The 18247-nt window shown below is 33.7% G+C and carries 18 protein-coding genes; 16 read left to right on the top strand and 2 right to left on the bottom strand.

The features are described 5' to 3' along the window. Nucleotides 1-5: 5 nt before the first annotated feature. The 9 genes from AAFU52_RS19970 (at nucleotide 6) to AAFU52_RS19930 (ending at nucleotide 10041) form a co-directional block, all read left to right on the top strand. Entirely contained in the window at nucleotides 6-1322 is a 1317-nt protein-coding gene (locus AAFU52_RS19970) for a sodium:solute symporter family protein (protein WP_438423316.1), read from the top strand. A 130-nt stretch (nucleotides 1323-1452) separates the two neighbouring features. Continuing rightward, a complete protein-coding gene (locus AAFU52_RS19965; protein ID WP_438423314.1) occupies nucleotides 1453-3951 on the top strand; it encodes a PIG-L family deacetylase in 2499 nt (832 codons plus the stop codon). Between the two features lie 213 nt (nucleotides 3952-4164). Next, on the top strand, nucleotides 4165-5844 hold the full coding sequence (locus AAFU52_RS19960) for a sodium:solute symporter (protein WP_438423312.1): 1680 nt from the start codon (nucleotides 4165-4167) through the stop codon (nucleotides 5842-5844). Further along, on the top strand, nucleotides 5844-6824 hold the full coding sequence (locus tag AAFU52_RS19955; protein ID WP_438423311.1) for a Gfo/Idh/MocA family protein: 981 nt from the start codon (nucleotides 5844-5846) through the stop codon (nucleotides 6822-6824). Before AAFU52_RS19960 ends, AAFU52_RS19955 begins: the two co-directional genes overlap by 1 nt. A 346-nt stretch (nucleotides 6825-7170) precedes the next feature. Then, nucleotides 7171-7452, top strand: coding sequence for an AraC family ligand binding domain-containing protein (locus AAFU52_RS19950; protein WP_438423309.1), 282 nt, complete (start codon nucleotides 7171-7173; stop codon nucleotides 7450-7452). Nucleotides 7453-7693: 241 nt separating this feature from the next. Beyond that, entirely contained in the window at nucleotides 7694-7957 is a 264-nt protein-coding gene (locus AAFU52_RS19945) for a helix-turn-helix domain-containing protein (RefSeq protein ID WP_438423308.1), read from the top strand. Nucleotides 7958-8032: 75 nt separating this feature from the next. Beyond that, entirely contained in the window at nucleotides 8033-8818 is a 786-nt protein-coding gene (locus AAFU52_RS19940; RefSeq protein WP_438423305.1) for an alpha/beta hydrolase, read from the top strand. 76 nt (nucleotides 8819-8894) lie between these two features. Next, complete coding sequence (locus AAFU52_RS19935; protein ID WP_438423303.1) at nucleotides 8895-9857, top strand: hypothetical protein; 963 nt, start codon at nucleotides 8895-8897, stop codon at nucleotides 9855-9857. Then, the gene (locus tag AAFU52_RS19930) at nucleotides 9838-10041 is read left to right on the top strand and encodes a transcriptional regulator (protein WP_438423301.1); all 204 of its coding nucleotides are present in this window, start codon (nucleotides 9838-9840) and stop codon (nucleotides 10039-10041) included. The genes AAFU52_RS19935 and AAFU52_RS19930 overlap by 20 nt, the downstream gene beginning before the upstream one ends. Nucleotides 10042-10100: 59 nt before the next feature. Here the strand turns inward: AAFU52_RS19930 and AAFU52_RS19925 are convergent, their stop codons facing one another. Continuing rightward, a complete protein-coding gene (locus AAFU52_RS19925; protein WP_438423300.1) occupies nucleotides 10101-10943 on the bottom strand; it encodes a DUF2911 domain-containing protein in 843 nt (280 codons plus the stop codon). Between the two features lie 121 nt (nucleotides 10944-11064). On the opposite strand from AAFU52_RS19925, the gene AAFU52_RS19920 reads away from it, so the two are divergent. The 6 genes from AAFU52_RS19920 to AAFU52_RS19895 all read left to right on the top strand — a co-directional run bounded on the left by AAFU52_RS19920 (nucleotide 11065) and on the right by AAFU52_RS19895 (nucleotide 15616). Further along, on the top strand, nucleotides 11065-11724 hold the full coding sequence (locus tag AAFU52_RS19920) for an MIP/aquaporin family protein (RefSeq protein ID WP_438423299.1): 660 nt from the start codon (nucleotides 11065-11067) through the stop codon (nucleotides 11722-11724). A 473-nt stretch (nucleotides 11725-12197) separates the two neighbouring features. Continuing rightward, a complete protein-coding gene (locus tag AAFU52_RS19915) occupies nucleotides 12198-12554 on the top strand; it encodes a hypothetical protein (protein WP_438423298.1) in 357 nt (118 codons plus the stop codon). A gap of 82 nt (nucleotides 12555-12636) precedes the next feature. Continuing rightward, nucleotides 12637-13131 carry an SRPBCC family protein gene (locus AAFU52_RS19910; protein ID WP_438423297.1) on the top strand — a complete coding sequence of 165 codons (495 nt, stop codon included), beginning with the start codon at nucleotides 12637-12639 and terminating at the stop codon, nucleotides 13129-13131. A gap of 10 nt (nucleotides 13132-13141) precedes the next feature. Next, nucleotides 13142-13840, top strand: a complete 699-nt coding sequence (locus AAFU52_RS19905; protein WP_438423296.1) for an SDR family NAD(P)-dependent oxidoreductase — start codon at nucleotides 13142-13144, stop codon at nucleotides 13838-13840. Between the two features lie 3 nt (nucleotides 13841-13843). Beyond that, nucleotides 13844-15151 carry a cryptochrome/photolyase family protein gene (locus tag AAFU52_RS19900; RefSeq protein WP_438423295.1) on the top strand — a complete coding sequence of 436 codons (1308 nt, stop codon included), beginning with the start codon at nucleotides 13844-13846 and terminating at the stop codon, nucleotides 15149-15151. A gap of 96 nt (nucleotides 15152-15247) precedes the next feature. Continuing rightward, entirely contained in the window at nucleotides 15248-15616 is a 369-nt protein-coding gene (locus tag AAFU52_RS19895; protein ID WP_024769119.1) for a nuclear transport factor 2 family protein, read from the top strand. A 50-nt stretch (nucleotides 15617-15666) separates the two neighbouring features. Here AAFU52_RS19895 and AAFU52_RS19890 read toward each other — a convergent pair whose 3' ends face one another. Beyond that, complete coding sequence (locus AAFU52_RS19890; RefSeq protein ID WP_024769118.1) at nucleotides 15667-16545, bottom strand: LysR family transcriptional regulator; 879 nt, start codon at nucleotides 16543-16545, stop codon at nucleotides 15667-15669. An 80-nt stretch (nucleotides 16546-16625) separates the two neighbouring features. Between AAFU52_RS19890 and hutH the strand changes: the two genes are divergently transcribed. Continuing rightward, the gene (gene hutH, locus AAFU52_RS19885) at nucleotides 16626-18206 is read left to right on the top strand and encodes a histidine ammonia-lyase (RefSeq protein ID WP_024769117.1); all 1581 of its coding nucleotides are present in this window, start codon (nucleotides 16626-16628) and stop codon (nucleotides 18204-18206) included. Nucleotides 18207-18247 lie beyond the last annotated feature (41 nt).

The raw sequence follows: 18247 nt of genomic DNA, 5'->3' as shown, positions 1-18247 counted from the left end.
TCCGAATGGAAATCTATCTTTACTTAAGTACTTATATTATCTTAATTATTGGTTTATCGATATATATATCCAGATCATCATCAAGTGAAGATTTTCTTATCGGAGGGAGAAATAAAAGTGCTTACGCCATTTTATTCTCTAAATTCGCAGGTGCCATTGGAGTGAGTACTCTAATTACGTACACAGGTTATGCATATAAATTTGGCTGGGGGCTTTTTGCCATGTCTATAGGATCAGTAGTTGGTTATTTTTTATTTGCATTTTGGGCTGCGCCTAAAATAAAAAGACTATCCACACAAGGTAAATTCTATACACAAGGAGACCTACCCGCTTTTGTTACAAGTAACAAAAACACTGCTGTCATTACCAACGTTATAACCATAGTAGTTCAGTTTTTCTGGATATTACTATCCTTGGCAGGTGGTGCAAAGATCATTGCGTTTTTCGAAATTCTTCCTTACGAAACTGCGTTACTAATTACAGCAATGGTAGTTATGGTGTATGTATTATTTTCTGGTTTTAAAGCTGTTATCGTTACCGATGTTTTTCAGGCAGTAATTATAATTGTATTTCTCTGTATATTAATTTACGGAATGTTTGATGTTAAGGATTTTGGTACTATTCTTAGCAGTTCTACAGGTAAAAATGTAACTATGGGTAGCATTATAGGCTTAGTTCTTTACGGAGGATTATCTGTTTTTGGATTAGCAGATCGATACCAGCTTTGTTATGCCGCTAAAGATGAAAAATCCTTAAAGAGAGGGTTGAGTCTTGCCATTATTCCTGTCTTAGGTATCGTTTTCCTATTGCTTTTAATTGGACTATACACCTATATTCAAAATCCCAATTTAGATCCCGATACTGTATTCGTTTATGCCATGCAAAACTTTATAACACAATCGTGGCTACCACTTTTACTTGTACTTTTTTTTGCTGGTTTAATGAGTACTGCAGATACTTCTATTTTTGCAGTGGCTTCTCATATTGTAGCTAATACTAAAAAAGAACAAAAAGTAAAATCCTTACGATATGCTACGATTATTACTGTTATTGTTGCTTTTATAGTTGCCTTATTTTGGAGAAGTATTGTAGATATTACCATTGTAGGCGCTGCATTACGAATGACACTTTCAGTAGCGATGATCTATGCTATCCAGCAAAAAAGAAATAGCGGGCGATTTATCGCAAGTGCATTAGGGGGTATTTTAGGGTTAATAATCGGTATACTAGCCTTTGGTCCTACTCCTACCATTGCCATTACCGTACTTTTAGGATCGTTACTAGGATTAGTTTATAGATCCAAAAGTCAAAAAGAAATATAACTTTATAAAGTTATGTGTCCGAAAGATAATTGATATAGGGCTTCCTGTTAAAGTATCCTTAAACCACAATTCTGAGAATTTTATCTTTTTATATTTGGAGAAATTCAACTAAAAATTGCACCAAGAAATTATGCGAAAATTATTTTTTATAGCCTGTATTGGTATACTATTCCCATATATTATACAAGGACAACAACCTAATAAACCCAATGCAGCAGAAATTCATCAAGCTATAAAAAAACTTAATTTTTTAGGATCTGTATTATATGTTGCAGCACATCCTGATGATGAAAATACACGACTTATATCCTATATGTCTAATCAGGTAAAAGCAAGAACAGCTTATTTATCTCTTACCCGAGGAGACGGTGGGCAGAATTTGATAGGCCCAGAGATTAGAGAATTATTAGGGGTAATTAGAACCCAAGAATTATTAGCGGCTCGTAGAACAGATGGAGGAGAACAATTATTTACACGTGCTAATGATTTTGGATATTCTAAGCATCCCGATGAAACACTTTCTATCTGGGATAAAAAAGAAGTATTAAGTGATGTAGTTTGGGCAATACGAAATTTTAAACCAGATGTAATCATCAATCGTTTTAACCATAGAACTCCTGGTAGTACTCATGGTCATCATACTTCTTCGGCCATGCTAAGTGTAGAAGCTTTTGATTTAACCGGAGATAAAACTGTTTACCCCGATCAGCTCAATTATACAGAAACCTGGCAACCAAAAAGATTATTCTTCAATACTTCATGGTGGTTTTATGGTAGTCGAGAAAATTTCGAAAAAGCAGATAAAAGTAAATTATTAGAGTTTGACACAGGAATATATTATCCCTCTCTGGGACTTTCTAATAGTGAAATAGCTTCGTTGAGTCGTAGCCAGCATAAATCTCAGGGATTTGGTAGTACTGGTAGTCGTGGACAACAAAGCGAATATATAGAACTCATCAAAGGGGAATTACCAAAAGATAAAACGAATATTTTTGAAGGAATTGACACTTCATGGAATCGTGTTAAAGGAGGTAAAGCTATTGGTGATATTTTATATCAGGTAGAAAAAGATTTTGACTTTAAGTCCCCCTCTGCTAGTATTCCACAATTGGCAAAAGCATATCAACTAATTCAACAATTAGAGAATAACCATTGGAAAGCGGTTAAAACCAAAGAGATCCAGGAAATTATTGCTGCTACTTCGGGATTGTATCTAGAAGCCGTTGCAACAGAACCAAATACTACTAAAGGGAGCGAAATTACGCTAAAAGTAGAAGCAATTAATAGAAGTGCAAATACTATGACTCTGCAATCTATTAAAATTGCCGCCGTTAATATTAATGATATTTCTGAAAAAGTATTAAAAAATAATATCCGAAATAACTTCGAATTTAAAGGTAATATCCCAACTAATTTTGATTTCACCAATCCCTATTGGCTTACCAATAAAGGTACACTGGGAATGTATAATGTTAGTGATCAAAAGCTAATCGGAAAACCAGAAACAGATCATAAAATCAAAGCCTTGTTTACAGTAATGATCAATGGAGTTTCAATTCCTTTTTCTAAAGATGTTGTATATAAAACTAATGACCCAGTTAAAGGAGAAGTATATAAACCATTTGAGATCATTCCTACTATTTCTGCAAGTATCAAGGATAAAGTAATTATCTACGCTAATGGGGCATCAAAACAAATTCCTGTTACTATAAAAGCTGGAAAAGCGAACTTAAATGGAAAAGTTACTCTTGCACATCCAGAAGGTTGGCAGGTGACTCCAGCAGCAATTAATTTTAATCTCTCTCAAAAAGGAGAAGAAAAAACAATCACTTTTACTCTTACATCACCCCAGACTCAAAGTGAAGGTTACATTTCACCCAAGATAGAAATTAACGGGACCTTATACTCTAAAGAGGTCGTTACTATTGATTACGACCATATCCCATATCAAACTGTAGTATTACCATCTGAGACCAAAGTTGTGCGCCTGGATATTAAAAAGAAAGGGCAAAATATAGGGTACATAGAAGGAGCAGGAGATGTAGTGCCAGAAAGCTTACAACAAATAGGTTACCAAGTAACTACAATTGATCCAGAATCTATTTCTACAAAAAGCTTACAATCTTTTGATGCTATAGTAGTAGGAATCAGAGCATATAATACTGTAGAGCAGTTAAAATTTAAACAACAGTATTTATTAGAGTATGTAAAAAATGGAGGGAACCTTATCATTCAATATAATACCAGTCATAGATTAAAAGTAACTGATAACTTAGGTCCTTATCCTCTTAAGCTATCTAGAGATCGGGTAACCGATGAAAATGCAAAAATCACCTTTTTAGCACCAGAACATCAGGTATTAAATTCACCCAATAAAATCACTGCCAATGATTTTAAAGGATGGGTACAGGAAAGAGGATTATATTTCCCCAAAGAATGGTCAAAAGAGTATACCCCTATTTTAGCGGCTAATGATAAAGGAGAGTCTGAAAAAAAGGGGCCTTTACTAATAGCTAAATATGGTGAAGGACATTATATATATACCGGACTTAGCTTTTTTAGAGAGTTTCCGGCGGGAGTATCAGGTGCATATCGCCTTTTTGCCAATATGCTATCATTAGGAAAATAAATACCCAGAATATACTACAAAATATAATCTAACAATTTTTAATATGGAAGAGAAAAACGAAAAAAGAGAGTGGAAAAAATTATATAGTGCAGTATTAATCGCTAATGCAGTTTATATACTACTATTCTATTTTATCACTAATTCTTATTCATAATTCTTTTAAAAAGAACAACCTCAATCATCAATCAATAAACTAATTTAATCAATCAACTTATGCAAACCATAGATTGGATCGTACTACTAGGAACCTTACTATTTATAGTACTATATGGTGCCTGGAAAACCAAAGGCAGTAAAAATGTTAAAGATTATATACGAGGAGGTAATGATGCACATTGGTGGACTATTGGCCTATCGGTAATGGCAACACAAGCAAGTGCTATTACTTTTCTTTCTGCACCGGGACAAGCTTTTCATGACGGAATGGGATTTGTACAATTTTATTTTGGGGTACCTATTGCCATGGTTGTTATTTGTATGGTTTTTATACCAATGTATCATAAGCTAAATGTCTATACAGCGTATGAATACCTCGAAAGCCGATTTGATCTCAAAACCAGAAGCTTAACAGCTATCTTATTTTTGGTTCAAAGAGGGTTAGCTGCAGGTATAACTATTTTTGCACCAGCTATAATATTATCATCTGTACTAGGCTGGGATTTAGTAACCTTAAATATCATCATAGGTATACTAGTCATCATATACACTGTTTCTGGAGGAACAAAAGCAGTTAATATTACTCAGAAGCAACAGATGGGTATTATTTTTATTGGTATGCTGGTAGCCTTTTTTATTATCATAAGTTACCTACCAGATGGGATTACTTTTTCTAAAGCATTGGATATCGCAGGTGCTAGTGGAAAAATGGAAGTCCTTGATTTTTCATTTGATTTTGATAACCGTTATACATTTTGGAGTGGAATTATCGGAGGAACATTTCTGGCCCTCTCCTACTTTGGTACAGATCAAAGCCAGGTACAACGGTATTTAACTGGTAAATCTATAAAAGAAAGTCAGCTAGGGCTTTTGTTTAATGGATTGCTCAAAGTACCCATGCAGTTTTTTATTCTCTTAGTTGGAGTTATGGTATTTGTTTTTTACCAATTTAATGCCTCTCCTTTAAATTTCAATCCAAAAGGAAAAGAAGCTATACTTAACACAGAATATGCAGAACAATATACAGAACTAGAAAACAAACTTGCCGAAATTCATAGCTCAAAAGATGCTGTAATTAAAGGCTATCTGGCAGAACAAAAATCAGACAATAAAAATTTAATTCAGGAGCTAAACAAAAATGAAAAAGAAATCCGTGAAGCTGCTAAAGCATTAATCAAAAAGGCAGATATAACAGTAGAGACAAATGATAAAGACTATGTATTTATCCATTTTATTTTAAACAATCTGCCAAGGGGGCTTATCGGTCTGCTTCTTGCTGTTATCCTATCTGCTGCCATGTCTTCTACAGCTTCAGAATTAAATGCCTTAGCTTCTACTACCGCTATTGATTTATACAAACGAAATGTGGCTGAAGAAAAAAGTGATCAACATTATGTATCCGCTTCCAAATTTTTTACTCTTGGTTGGGGTATTTTAGCTATCATAGTGGCATGCTTCGCTAATTTATTCGATAATCTTATTCAATTGGTAAATATTATTGGTTCAATATTTTACGGAAATGTGCTAGGGATATTCTTATTAGCTTTCTTTATCAAATTTGTGCATAGTAATGCCACCTTTGTTGCAGCACTTATCACCCAGGTAATCGTGATTATTGGTTGGTATTATGACTGGATGCCTTACTTATGGCTCAACCTATTCGGGTGTGCATTAGTAATGACAATAGCAATTATCATACAACCATTTTTGGGGTCAAAACCTAAAATTACAGCCTAATGCATCTTAAAAGAAGTATAAAATGGGGAATTATTGGTTGTGGTAAAATAGCACATAAGTTTGCTAATGATCTAAAATCGGTCCCTAATGCAATACTGTATGCCGTTGCAAGTAGAGATCTAAAAAAAGCTCAGGATTTTGGAAAAGAGCATCAAGCTTCGACCTGCTATGATAACTATGAAGCGTTAAGCATAGATCCCAATATCGATGTCATATATATTGCAACCCCTCATGTTTTTCATTATGAAAACGCTTTGATGTGTCTTACAAATAAGAAAGCAGTTCTATGCGAAAAACCATTTGCCATGAATACTGCTCAAGTTGAAGAAATGATTGCGGCGGCAAAAAAGAATAACGTATTTTTAATGGAAGCACTTTGGACGTATTTTCTTCCGCATTATACATATGTTTTAGATGTTGTTAAATCTAATGCGCTTGGGGAAGTAAAAACACTGAAAGCTGATTTTGGCTTCACAACCCCTTTTGATCCCGAAGGAAGAGTATTTAACAAAAAACTCGGAGGAGGAAGTCTGCTCGATGTAGGAATATATCCATTATTTGCTGCATTAAGCATTTTAGGATATCCCGAAGAAGTGAATGCCCAGGCTACCATAGGAAAAACAGGAGTTGATGAAGATTGTAGTATTCAGCTTCGGTATAAAAATGGAGCTACAGCCTCACTATTTAGTGCTGTTACTAAAGAAACCGATACAACCGCTACTCTCGAGTTCGAAAAAGGGTCTATCATTATCAATAGTCGTTTTCACGAACCATCTTCTATAACTATCCTAAAAGAAGGAAAATCAGAACGTATAGAATTTAAGGTTGCTACCAACGGTTATAATTATGAAGCCATTCATGTACAGGAAATGTTGCTACAAAACCGCAAAGAAAGTACAATCATGAGTTTCGAAAAAAGCATCCAGTTAATCAACCTGTTAGATACGGTTAGAGAAAAAATAGATTTGCATTACGATTAAATTGAATTTCTTGCTTAGTTCTATTGTTCAAAAACAAAAGCACAGAGGTATATTTTTATCATATCAAGATAGATATAGGTAATTTTAAGTTAATTATAAATCCTCTAGATTTGTAAATAAAACGGCAGACAACACTCCTTAAACTCCATTGATTAAATAATTTGTCTTCGCTATCGCTTCTCAAATGATTTAATCAATGACGCTAAGGCTGAGTTTAGTAAGTCGTTACCAAACATATAGACAAAAGGAGGAAATATAAATACTACTCAATTAGTAATACTAATAATTGTTATATCGCTAAATATTGTCTTTGCTAGAGAAAACAAATGCCCAAGTACAAATTAAAATGATAAAAGTAAACAAAATAAGTACAATAAAATCATCGATACTAGACGGTATTGAAGTTAAATCAGCAACGTTTATTAATAAAAACTTCCCTTTTCATTTTCATCAATGTTGGAGTCTAGCTTGTATCAAATACGGAAGCGAAAACATAGCGTTTAACAATTCGAAGTTTTTGATTAGTAAGAATGCTTTGCAATTAATTCCCCCTTACTCAATTCATAAAAACTGGGGCAATACAAATAGTACTTGGACTTATAAAGCTCTATATATCAGCAATACGTAATCAAAAGTGTTTCAAAAAAAATAAATGCCGATTATTCTTACCTGGCAAGCTTTCCCTATTTTCTAACCTACTGTAAGAGTGAATTTGACATAAACGAAGTTTCAATTTTCAAAATCCTTGAAAATCTTTTTTTGGATACTTTGAATGACGATGAGCAATCTTATTTTCAAAAAAATACTGATGATCCTTTTGACGATATTCTAAACTATTTGTCTCTAAATTATAATCAATCACTTTAGAAATGCTACAACAAAAGTTTAAAGTGAATAAATTTAAACTACAAAAAAGCTTTAAAAAGAGTATTGGTTTAACACCTTTGGAATATCTAACTACCATTAGAATAGAAAACTCAAAAAAGCTTTTTTATACAGATGTTCCTTTGGTAGAAATTGCGCTTGAATCAGGGTTTTATGACCAAAGCCATTTCACTCATAGTTTCAAAAAATACGTTGGAGTAACTCCTGGTAATTATAAAAAGAACAGCAAGATTTTACAAGACTTGTAATTCTCTAAGAAGCATATTTGTTTTCTTAATTAAAACAATGAGAAATCAACACTTTTGTAATAAAAGGAAGAAAACATGAAAACAACAAAGTTATTAATATTAACATGTGTTTTCTCGATAAACACTGTCTTTGCTCAAGAAAATAATGTAAACGATGATACACAAAAGGCATATGAAATGCCCAAAACTCAGATCATTCAGGTCAGTAATTCTGAAACAGATACACTAAATACACTTTACATAAAACTGCCGGAAGGATATGAAAAAAACACAGATTTAGAATACCCTGTAATCTATTTTACTCATCCGGTACTACATATCGAGATATTATCTGCCGCCACTGAGTATCAGATAGAAGACGTTATTTTAGTTGGGCTTACCTGGCAAAAAGGAATGAACTATGGGAATTTGGACAGTTATGTGAAATTTATTCGCAACGATGTTTTTAAGATGGTAGAAAGCAACTACCGGGCTGATGCTAACAGACGTACCTTTTTTGGATATTCTTCCGGTGCTTTAGTTGGTGCGTACATATTATCAGAACACCCCAATACCTTTGAAAATTTCATTCTTGGTAATCCCGCTCTTGGAGTTGATCATGAAGTCATACAGAAAATTTATGAACTTGAGTCTACTACCACTGAAGAGCGAAATAAACTGAACGCAAATGTTTTTATTTCATATGGCACCTTGGAGGGGGAAGATATCCCTCATTTCGAAAAATTTATCACCATGCTTAAAAGCATAAACGATAAGAGTTTAACCTTACAACATGTTGTGGTTGAAGGTAACCATCAAACAGTATTGCCTATGACTACAGTACGCAGTATGTATTGGTTATCAGGCTTGATAAAAGAATAACAAATCTAAAACATAAGGTAAAATTGAATAACAAGCATGCATACGTTTGTTACCAAACATTATAAAAATTTGAACAATGAAAAATAATAACTTTATATTTTTATTACTTGTATTCATAATGTTTTTCAATTCATGCAATACTAAAAAACATGAATCAAAACACAGTGATTTACCAATTACAAGAGACTCCTATTTTGAACAAAAATCACCGAACTTGACTCCTAAATTGTTTGCTCCCGGAGTCATTTCACTTGATGGAAGATTTGAAAGTGCCGTTTCGTTTTCTCCTGATTTAGATGAAATATATTTTTCAGCTTATTCTGAAGGCGAAAACACATCTATCTACTTCTCAAAGCTCGAAGACAATAAATGGACTCCCGTTAAAAGAGCAAATTTTACAAATGGGAAAAAGCAAACAGAAATGCATCCATTCGTCAGCTCCAACGGTAAAAGAATTTATTTCACAGCTTTGGACTCTAGCTTTGTGGATGAGAAAATTTGGTACGTAAACCGTACAGAAGATTCCTGGAGTAATGCCGTAGAACTTGATTCACCTATCAATGATGGAGTGGTATTTGCTCCCAATCAGGCAAAAAACGGAGACCTTTTTTATACAGAAATATCAGGAAGAAATATAAAAACCAATTATGCACCCAATAAAAACGGTAAATATCCCGAAGTACAGGAAGTTGAAATTGGATTTGGTCATCACGCATTCATTTCTCCAAGTCAGGACTATTTACTGGTGACCGGTCAAAACGAAGAAGATGAAAGTAGAAAAGACAACGATATCTATGTCTATTTCAAGAGGCAAGACGGAACATGGACAAAACCAATTAATCTGGGTAGCACGATAAATTCAGATTTTGATGAAGTAAGCCCGAGAATCACTCCGAATGGCAGATACTTGTTTTTCGTTAGAAGTGAAAATCTATATTGGGTAAGCACAGAAGTTATTGATAAAGTACGGCCAGATGATTTCTGGAAGAACCGTAGAAACAAAAAAAAGGTTGATCAAAATGCTCTTCAAAGAAATTAGCGAAAAAATAAAAATTTCTACAACAGATATTGAAATATCAATAATTGAAAGCCCTGCAACAAATTGGGGGTTTAGAGGAATGGAAAAGAATAAATATGTACCATCAACAGTTCTGGCTTTAAAAATTGCCAGGCTTTTCAAAAAACCTGTTGAAGATATTTTCCTTTTAGAAGAAGAAGATTAAAAAACAAAAAAGCGTTCCTAATGGAACGCTTTTTATGATTTGTGTGTGAAAAAGAGTGTTTATTTGGCTCCCCACTCTGCAAGGGAATCTTTATTCATTTTAACGTAGTCGGCATTTTTTGCCTTCTCTGCTAACTCTAACGAAGTTTTTGCTGCTTTTATTGCCCCATCTTTATCTCCAGATAAAGAATAGATCAAAGATTGTTGTCTATGATACCAAAAAGCAGGCTCTTTACGTAGTGAAATTGCTTTATCAATATGCTCTTTCGCTTTAGCAAAATCTCCAGAATCTTTATAAAAAGTAGCTGCCAGATAGTGATCTCTATCCGTTGGACCAGCCATAGTTTTTTCGATACTGGCAACAGTTTGTGCTTTTGCAGGAGTTTCTATAGTAACTGCTGCTTCTGTATTTGCCCAAATAAAATTCATAACTGCAGAATCCATTTTAAAATCACTAAACATGATTGTAAATGTTTCTACATTCATAGGGATAGTACTTGATTTTACAGTTACTGTAGCTGCTACTTTGGTATCATCCCATTTTTGTGGAGTCCCCCAATTGCTTGCATCACTATAAAAAATTACTTCCCAATTTTCTTTACCTGGTTTTGTATAAATTGCATAAGTCCCTTTTTTCAACTCTTTACCTGCAACTTTTACATCATCGCTAAATATTATTTTTGTATTTGCATTAGCCCCTGTTCTCCATAACTTGTCATAAGGCACTAAATTTCCGAAAATAGCTCTTCCTCGCATACTAGGACGTGAATATTCAACAGAAACGTCTGTCAATCCAATAACCTGCTCTATTTTAGAAGTAGGACTTGGTTGTGGTGCTTTTACCTGAGCTTCAATTCCTAAAGAGAATAAAGCCATAGAAAGAAATAAGATGATCTTTTTCATTGTAGTTAGTTTAGTTTGTTTTGATTTACTTAATGACGAAAATAAGGATTACAACATACATTAAAGGTTAACAAAAACTTAAAATAAGTAATAGTATATTTGTCATCATTTTAAAAAAGTAATGAGAAAATATATTTCTGAAAGTATAGGGACTTTTAGTATGGTATTTTGTGGTACCGGTGCTATGACCATTAATGAAGTAACTGGTGGAGATGTCACTCATGTAGGAGTTGCAATTACCTGGGGACTTATTGTAATGGCAATGATTTATGCTTTTGGAGAAATATCCGGAGCTCACTTTAATCCCGCGGTTACCATTGCATTTGCTTATGCCAAAAAATTTGAATGGAAAGAAGTACCTAAATATATAATCGCTCAATGTATTGGTGCAATAATAGCCAGTAGTATTCTACTCTTTTTATTTCCGGAAAGCGAATTTCTTGGCGGCACCCTGCCAGCTCTAGATGATCTAAGAGCATTCGTCCTAGAAACATTACTTACTTATTTTCTTATGGTAGTTATTATAAATGTTTCTACAGGCTCTAAAGAAACTGGTACTATGGCCGGGATAGCAGTTGGAGGAGTTGTACTACTCGAAGCAATGTTTGCTGGCCCAATGACTAATGCGTCAATGAACCCTGCCAGATCCTTAGGTCCTGCTCTATTATCTGGTCATTGGGAACACCAGTGGCTTTATTTTATTGCTCCTGTTCTAGGTGCTCTATTGGCTGTGTTAACCTGTAAACTAGTAAAGCCAGACAACTGTTGTACAGACTGTTAAAAGATATTTTGTTTAAAATTATTATATTTAGCACAAAATATTAGCTCACCAAAATGCTTTGGATATGTATAGATATTATAATTCTTCTTTTACTATTATATATAAATTATAGAAAATATAAATTCTCGACAGAATTTAATATTAAACAAAATACTGGGTTTGCAACAATCTTCTTTGTTATAGTCTTTTTTGGGATTACTATACCCGAAATCACTTTTATGATAGTCAAATTTTCTGATTTCGAAGTTAAGTTTTTTGATATCTACAAAATGAGATATCAATTATATTGGATACTAGGTTTAGTGCAATTGGTTTATTTATTCTGGATTAATACCAAAATTAGATCTAAGAACATTTAAACTTTTATTATCAATTACTTCATCACCACAAACTGTATTTTTTGGTATGATACTATGCATTAGTCACTCTTTTTAACATATATTTACAATTTATAACAATACCCATATCCCCCAATGGAGCATTTTTCTAATGAATTTTGTAAAATAGATCTATACGATCAATATGTCATACTTACTATCAACGAAAATGTAAACTTTACACTTAATAAAGCTTCAATACTTAGAGACAAGCTTAGAAAGCATTATGAAACAGAAGGTTTTGTAATGATTAGTCATCGTAAATTTGAACATAAAGTCTCTCCAGAGATATATAAACAAGGCTTATTAAACAATATGAGAGGATTGGCAATTGTATCTAGTAATGATAAAGAAAGAGATAAAGCAATTATGGAACAACCATTATATGGGAAATCCTTTGCGTTCTTTAACACACTCGAAGAAGCAAAATCCTGGGCAAAAAGCTTTTTTTGATAGCATTATTATTTTGTTTAACAAAATTCATTTTACATTAAACAAAAAATATCTTACTTTTGGTAGTATAATTTCGTATCCTATGAAAATATATACATTAAAAGCAAAACAAAACCTTCCTATATCAATAGAAAAAGCCTGGGAATTTCTTTCAGACCCCAAAAATCTGAAAACAATGACACCAGAATATATGAAATTTGAGGTTTTATCAGGCGCTGATCGTAAAATGTATCCTGGTCAAATTATACAATATATTGTTACTCCAATTGCTGGTATTAAAAATAAATGGGTAACCGAAATAACACATGTCAAGGACAAAGAATATTTTGTAGATGAACAAAGATTTGGTCCCTACTCGTTATGGCATCATAAACACTTTATCAAAGAAATACCTGGCGGTATTGAAATGGAAGATATTATCGATTATAAAATACCTTTCGGGATACTAGGCCAATTGATTCACCCTATTGTTGTAAAACCAAGATTAAAAGAAGTGTTTGAATATCGTAAAAAAAAATTAATCGAATTATTTGGAACATTTGAAACCAAAGCAGATAATGAAATTATATTTGTTTAAAACTTAAATAATGAGAAAAAATATCCTACTCATAGGTGGAAGTCATGGAATTGGTTTTGAAATTGCTCTAAAACTGTATAATGAGCATAATATTTTTATTGCTTCCAGAACTTCAGAAAATCTAGGTAATTTAGAAGTAACTCATATTCCTTATGATGCATCGAAGGATGAAATCGATACTTCTACCCTTCCCGAAAGAATTGATGGTTTTGTATATTGTCCTGGCAGCATCAATCTCAAGCCTTTCAAAATGTTGACTCCAAAAATATTTGAAGAAGATATGCAGATCAATTTTATGTTTCTGGTCAAAATCATACACGCCTTACTTCCCAAATTAAAAAATTCGGAGCAAGCAAGTTTAGTATTTTTTAGTACCGTAGCCGTAAAAGTCGGAATGCCTTTTCATACAAGTATTGCCGCTGCAAAAGGTGCAATAGAAGGGTTTGCAAAAGCATTAGCGGCAGAATATGCTCCAAAATTTAGAGTTAATGTTATCGCACCATCATTAACAAATACTCCCCTTGCAAAAGGATTACTGAGTAACGAAAAAAAGAAACAACTCATGGATAATCGTCACCCAATGAAACGCATCGGGCAAGCAGAAGATATCGCAAATATTGCGCGATTTTTGTTAAGTGATGATAGCAGCTGGATTACGGGTCAGGTTATTGGGGTAGATGGAGGTATGTCTACTCTTAATGTAAATTAATATATGAGAAAGAAGGTCACTGTATTCTGGTTTAGAAGAGATCTTAGATTAGATGATAATACAGGGTTTCTTGAAGCACTAAAAGGAAAGTATCCGGTCTTACCGATTTTTATTTTTGACAAACATATTTTAGAACATCTGCCAAAAAATGATGCCCGGGTAACCTTTATTTTTGAAACGCTGCAAAAAATCAGATTAAAGCTTCAAAATAAATACAAAAGTTCTTTATCGATACACTACAGTACTCCTAAAAAAGTTTTTGAAACTCTAATTTCTCAATACGAAATACAGCAGGTATATACCAATCATGATTATGAACCTTACGCAAAAGAGAGAGATACTCTAATCAAAAATATCTTAGAGGGCCATAATATTCAGCTACATACACGTAAAGATCAGGTTATATTTGAAAAAGATGAAATTGTAAAAAAAGATAGCAAACCATATGTAGTATACACACCCTACAAAAATAAATGGAAAGAAATATTTGACCCCGTTCAATTAAAAATCCATTCCACAAAGTTATATCTTAATAATTTGGTTAAGAATACTGATCTTCCTAATGTAGCATTACAGGAAATGGGATTCGTAGCATCATCTATCAAAGTTCCAGATTATGATATCTCACCAAATCTTATTCAAAACTATGAGGCTACCCGAGATTTTCCATCAAAAGAAAACGGAACTTCAAAAATAGGACCTCATCTACGTTTTGGGACTGTTGGGATACGATCGATTGTCAAAAAAGCGATCACAGAAGAAAATGAGGTTTTTTGGTCGGAACTAATCTGGAGAGAGTTTTTTATGCAAATCCTATGGCATTATCCACATACTAAGGACTCTTCTTTTAGGCCTAAATATGATAGAATCGAATGGAGAAATAACGAGCAGGAGTTTAAAAAGTGGATGGATGGCCAAACAGGTTATCCATTGGTAGATGCAGGAATGCGCCAACTCAATCAAACAGGATATATGCATAATCGTGTACGAATGGTAGTTGCCAGTTTTCTCTGTAAACATTTATTGATCGACTGGCGATGGGGTGAGGCTTATTTTGCAGAAAAACTATTAGACTATGATATGTCTGCTAATGTAGGTAACTGGCAATGGGCAGCCGGTTCTGGTGTTGATGCAGCTCCATATTTCAGAATCTTTAATCCTACTACACAAATCACTAAATTCGACAAACAACTTTCCTATATCCATACCTGGGTAAAAGATAGTAATGAGTTTACCTATCCACAACCTATGGTAGAACATAAAATGGCACGTGAGCGTTGTCTTACAATTTATAAGAAAGCCGTCGGTTAGGTTAAAAATTATAACATTTTTTTAAAATTACCAACCCTATTTTTTTTGTATTTTACACATATCACAAGTCATTTATAAACCAATAATTTTAACACCATGAACACACAAGAAGTGGCCACACGCTTAGTAGAACTCTGTCGTCAGGGAGAAAACATGCAAGCTCTTAAGGAATTGTATGATCAAAATATAGTAAGTAAAGAAATGCCAGGAATGCCAAATGAAGTAACCTCGGGTATCGATGCTGTTATTCGAAAAAGTGAGGATTGGCATGCTTCTGTCGAAGAGTATCATGGTGGAGAAATATCTGAACCCGTAATTGCAGAAAATCATTTTAGTTGTGCCATGAAAATGGATTGCACTTTTAAAGAGCAAGGCCGTATGCAAATAGAAGAAGTTTGTGTGTATCAAGTAAATGATGGTAAAATTACCGAAGAGCAGTTTTTCTATTCTATGCCAAACGAGTAAATATATATAAACTACAGAAAAGTCAGATGCAATATGCATCTGACTTTTTATTATAAAAACTTCAAGATTTGCTGTAGTGCCGGATTTCGGTTGTCTTTTTTCCAAATAACAGAAAGTATTGCTTTTTGAGATATTTTCGGAATCTCTAAAAACTTAACCCCCAGATCAAAACCCTGTTGTAATGATGTAGGAACAATTGCAACTCCTAACCCACTCTCTACCAGTTTAAAAATGGTTTGCGCATGCACCGATTTATGAGAAACGATAGGAGAAAATCCTTTATCCTCGCAAATACTCATTATCTTATCATAATATACCGAACTATAATCAGACGAGAACAAAATAAAATGCTCATCGGCAACCTGTTTTACACTCTTAAACGTCTTCTCATTTAAATGATGATTCATAGGTAAGACCAAAGAAAATGTATCTGTATGTACCGTTTTTATTTCTATTCCATCTGGTACTCTGGCTAACCTTACAAAACCAAGATCCAGTTGATCCTTAACTATCCCCTCTACCTGAAGATAATTAGACATCTCTTCTAAACTAAATTGTATGTTAGGATATTCTTCATTAGCCTTTACCAGCAATGCAGGAATAATAGTCTGTATTGCCGAACCTAAAAAACCTATTCGAATTTCTCCATCACTTCCTTTATCAATCAAACGAGTTTGTCTTATCGTAAAATCAATATGATTAAAAATATAATCCAACTCTTTTTTAAGATACACTCCTGCAGCAGTTAGCGTCACCTTTCTTTTGCTACGTACAAAAAGGGCAACACCTATTATTTCTTCCATCTGTTTAATCTGTCTGCTTAATCCTGGTTGAGAAATAAACAATCGATCCGCAGCTTTTCTGAAATGTAACTCCTCGGCTACCGCCATAAAATAAGTAAAATGACGAAGCTCTATTTGATAACCCATAGTTATTAATTAATGACCAAATTAGTATTTCTAATTATCAAAAATAGGTATTATTTTAGTAAAAAAATAGAAATACGTATATGTCAACAACAACACACCAATTTTCATTTGGAGAAGACTACCTAACCGCAGGTATGGCAATACAAATTGCTCGTGGAGAAACCACCGGAATTATCTCTGAGACTTCTCGCAATAAAGTAAAAAAAAGCCAGCAGGTAGTAGAAAATATTGTAGAAAAAGGAGAACCTGTATATGGTATCAATACTGGATTTGGACCACTTTGTACTACAAAAATATCTAAAGAAGAAACTAATATCCTGCAAAGCAACATCTTGCAAAGTCATAGTGTCGGTGTGGGAGATCCCATAGATACCGAAATTGCTAAGCTCATGCTAATTCTTAAAATACAGTCTCTGGCAAAAGGATATTCTGGTATTGCAGAAAAAACATTAGATAGAATTCTATGGCATATTAATAACGATGCTATTCCGATTGTTCCCTGCCAGGGGTCTGTTGGAGCATCTGGAGACTTAGCTCCACTCTCTCATCTATTTTTACCTTTACTTGGATTGGGGAAAGTAGAATATCAAAATAAAGTAATTACTACCCAAGAGCTATTTGACATCACAGGATTAAAACCACTTGATTTAGGGCCAAAAGAAGGATTAGCTTTAATAAACGGAACCCAATTTATTGCTGCTCATGCGGTACAGGTAGTAGCAAAACTACATAGTTGTCTTACGCAAGCTGATATTATTGGAGCAATGATGATCGAAGGATTGCAGGGCTCTGTAAAACCATTTTTTAAAGAATTACACCAATTACGACCTTATAAAGGAAATATCCATGTCGCTTCCAGAATAAAATCTTTACTAAAAGGTTCTGAGATTATGGAAGATCATATTGATTGCGATCGAGTTCAGGATCCTTATTCTTTGCGTTGCATGCCACAGGTACACGGTGCATCAAGAAATGCATGGCTACATTTAAAAGAACTTCTGGAAGTAGAATTAAACTCAGTTACCGATAATCCTATAATTATAAATGAAGAGCTAACTATTAGCGGAGGTAGTTTTCATGGGCAACCACTAGCTATGGCTATTGATTATGCATGTTTAGCAGCTTCAGAACTCGGTAATATCTCTGATAGAAGAATTTACCTTTCATTAGAAGGTAATTCTCCTGGTGTTCCTAAATTATTGATGGAAGATACAGGTATCAATTCTGGTTATATGATACTACAATATACCACTGCCGCACTGGCAAGTGAAAACAAAGGATTATGTTTCCCTTCAAGTGCCGATAGTATTCCTACTTCTCTGGGGCAGGAAGATCATGTAAGTATGGGATCGATCGGTGGTAGAAAAGCATTAAGAGTAATTGAAAATCTGGAAAAAATATTAGCCATAGAGTTATTAACTGCAGCTCAGGCTTTCGAATTTAGAAAACCTTTAAAATCTGGAATCATTCTAGATGAAATCCATAAAAAAGTACGAGAAGCCGTATCTTTTGCAGATAAAGACAGGGTATTTGCTGATGATATAGAGAAAGGAATCAAAATCATCCAAAACAAAACTATAATTACTACTGCTAATCAAGTATCCTTAAAAGAACAGGTATCTCTAGAAACACAGTTTTCTAGTGAATTTGAAAAATATTAGTCAAAAAATTAAATAGTTCCCTTAGCTCGATTCAAAGGAAA

It is taken from the genome of Aquimarina macrocephali, assembly GCF_051627225.1.
Taxonomy (GTDB): domain Bacteria; phylum Bacteroidota; class Bacteroidia; order Flavobacteriales; family Flavobacteriaceae; genus Aquimarina; species Aquimarina macrocephali.
Note: the sequence above shows the minus strand (reverse complement) of the source record. Positions and strands in the feature narration are given on the sequence as shown.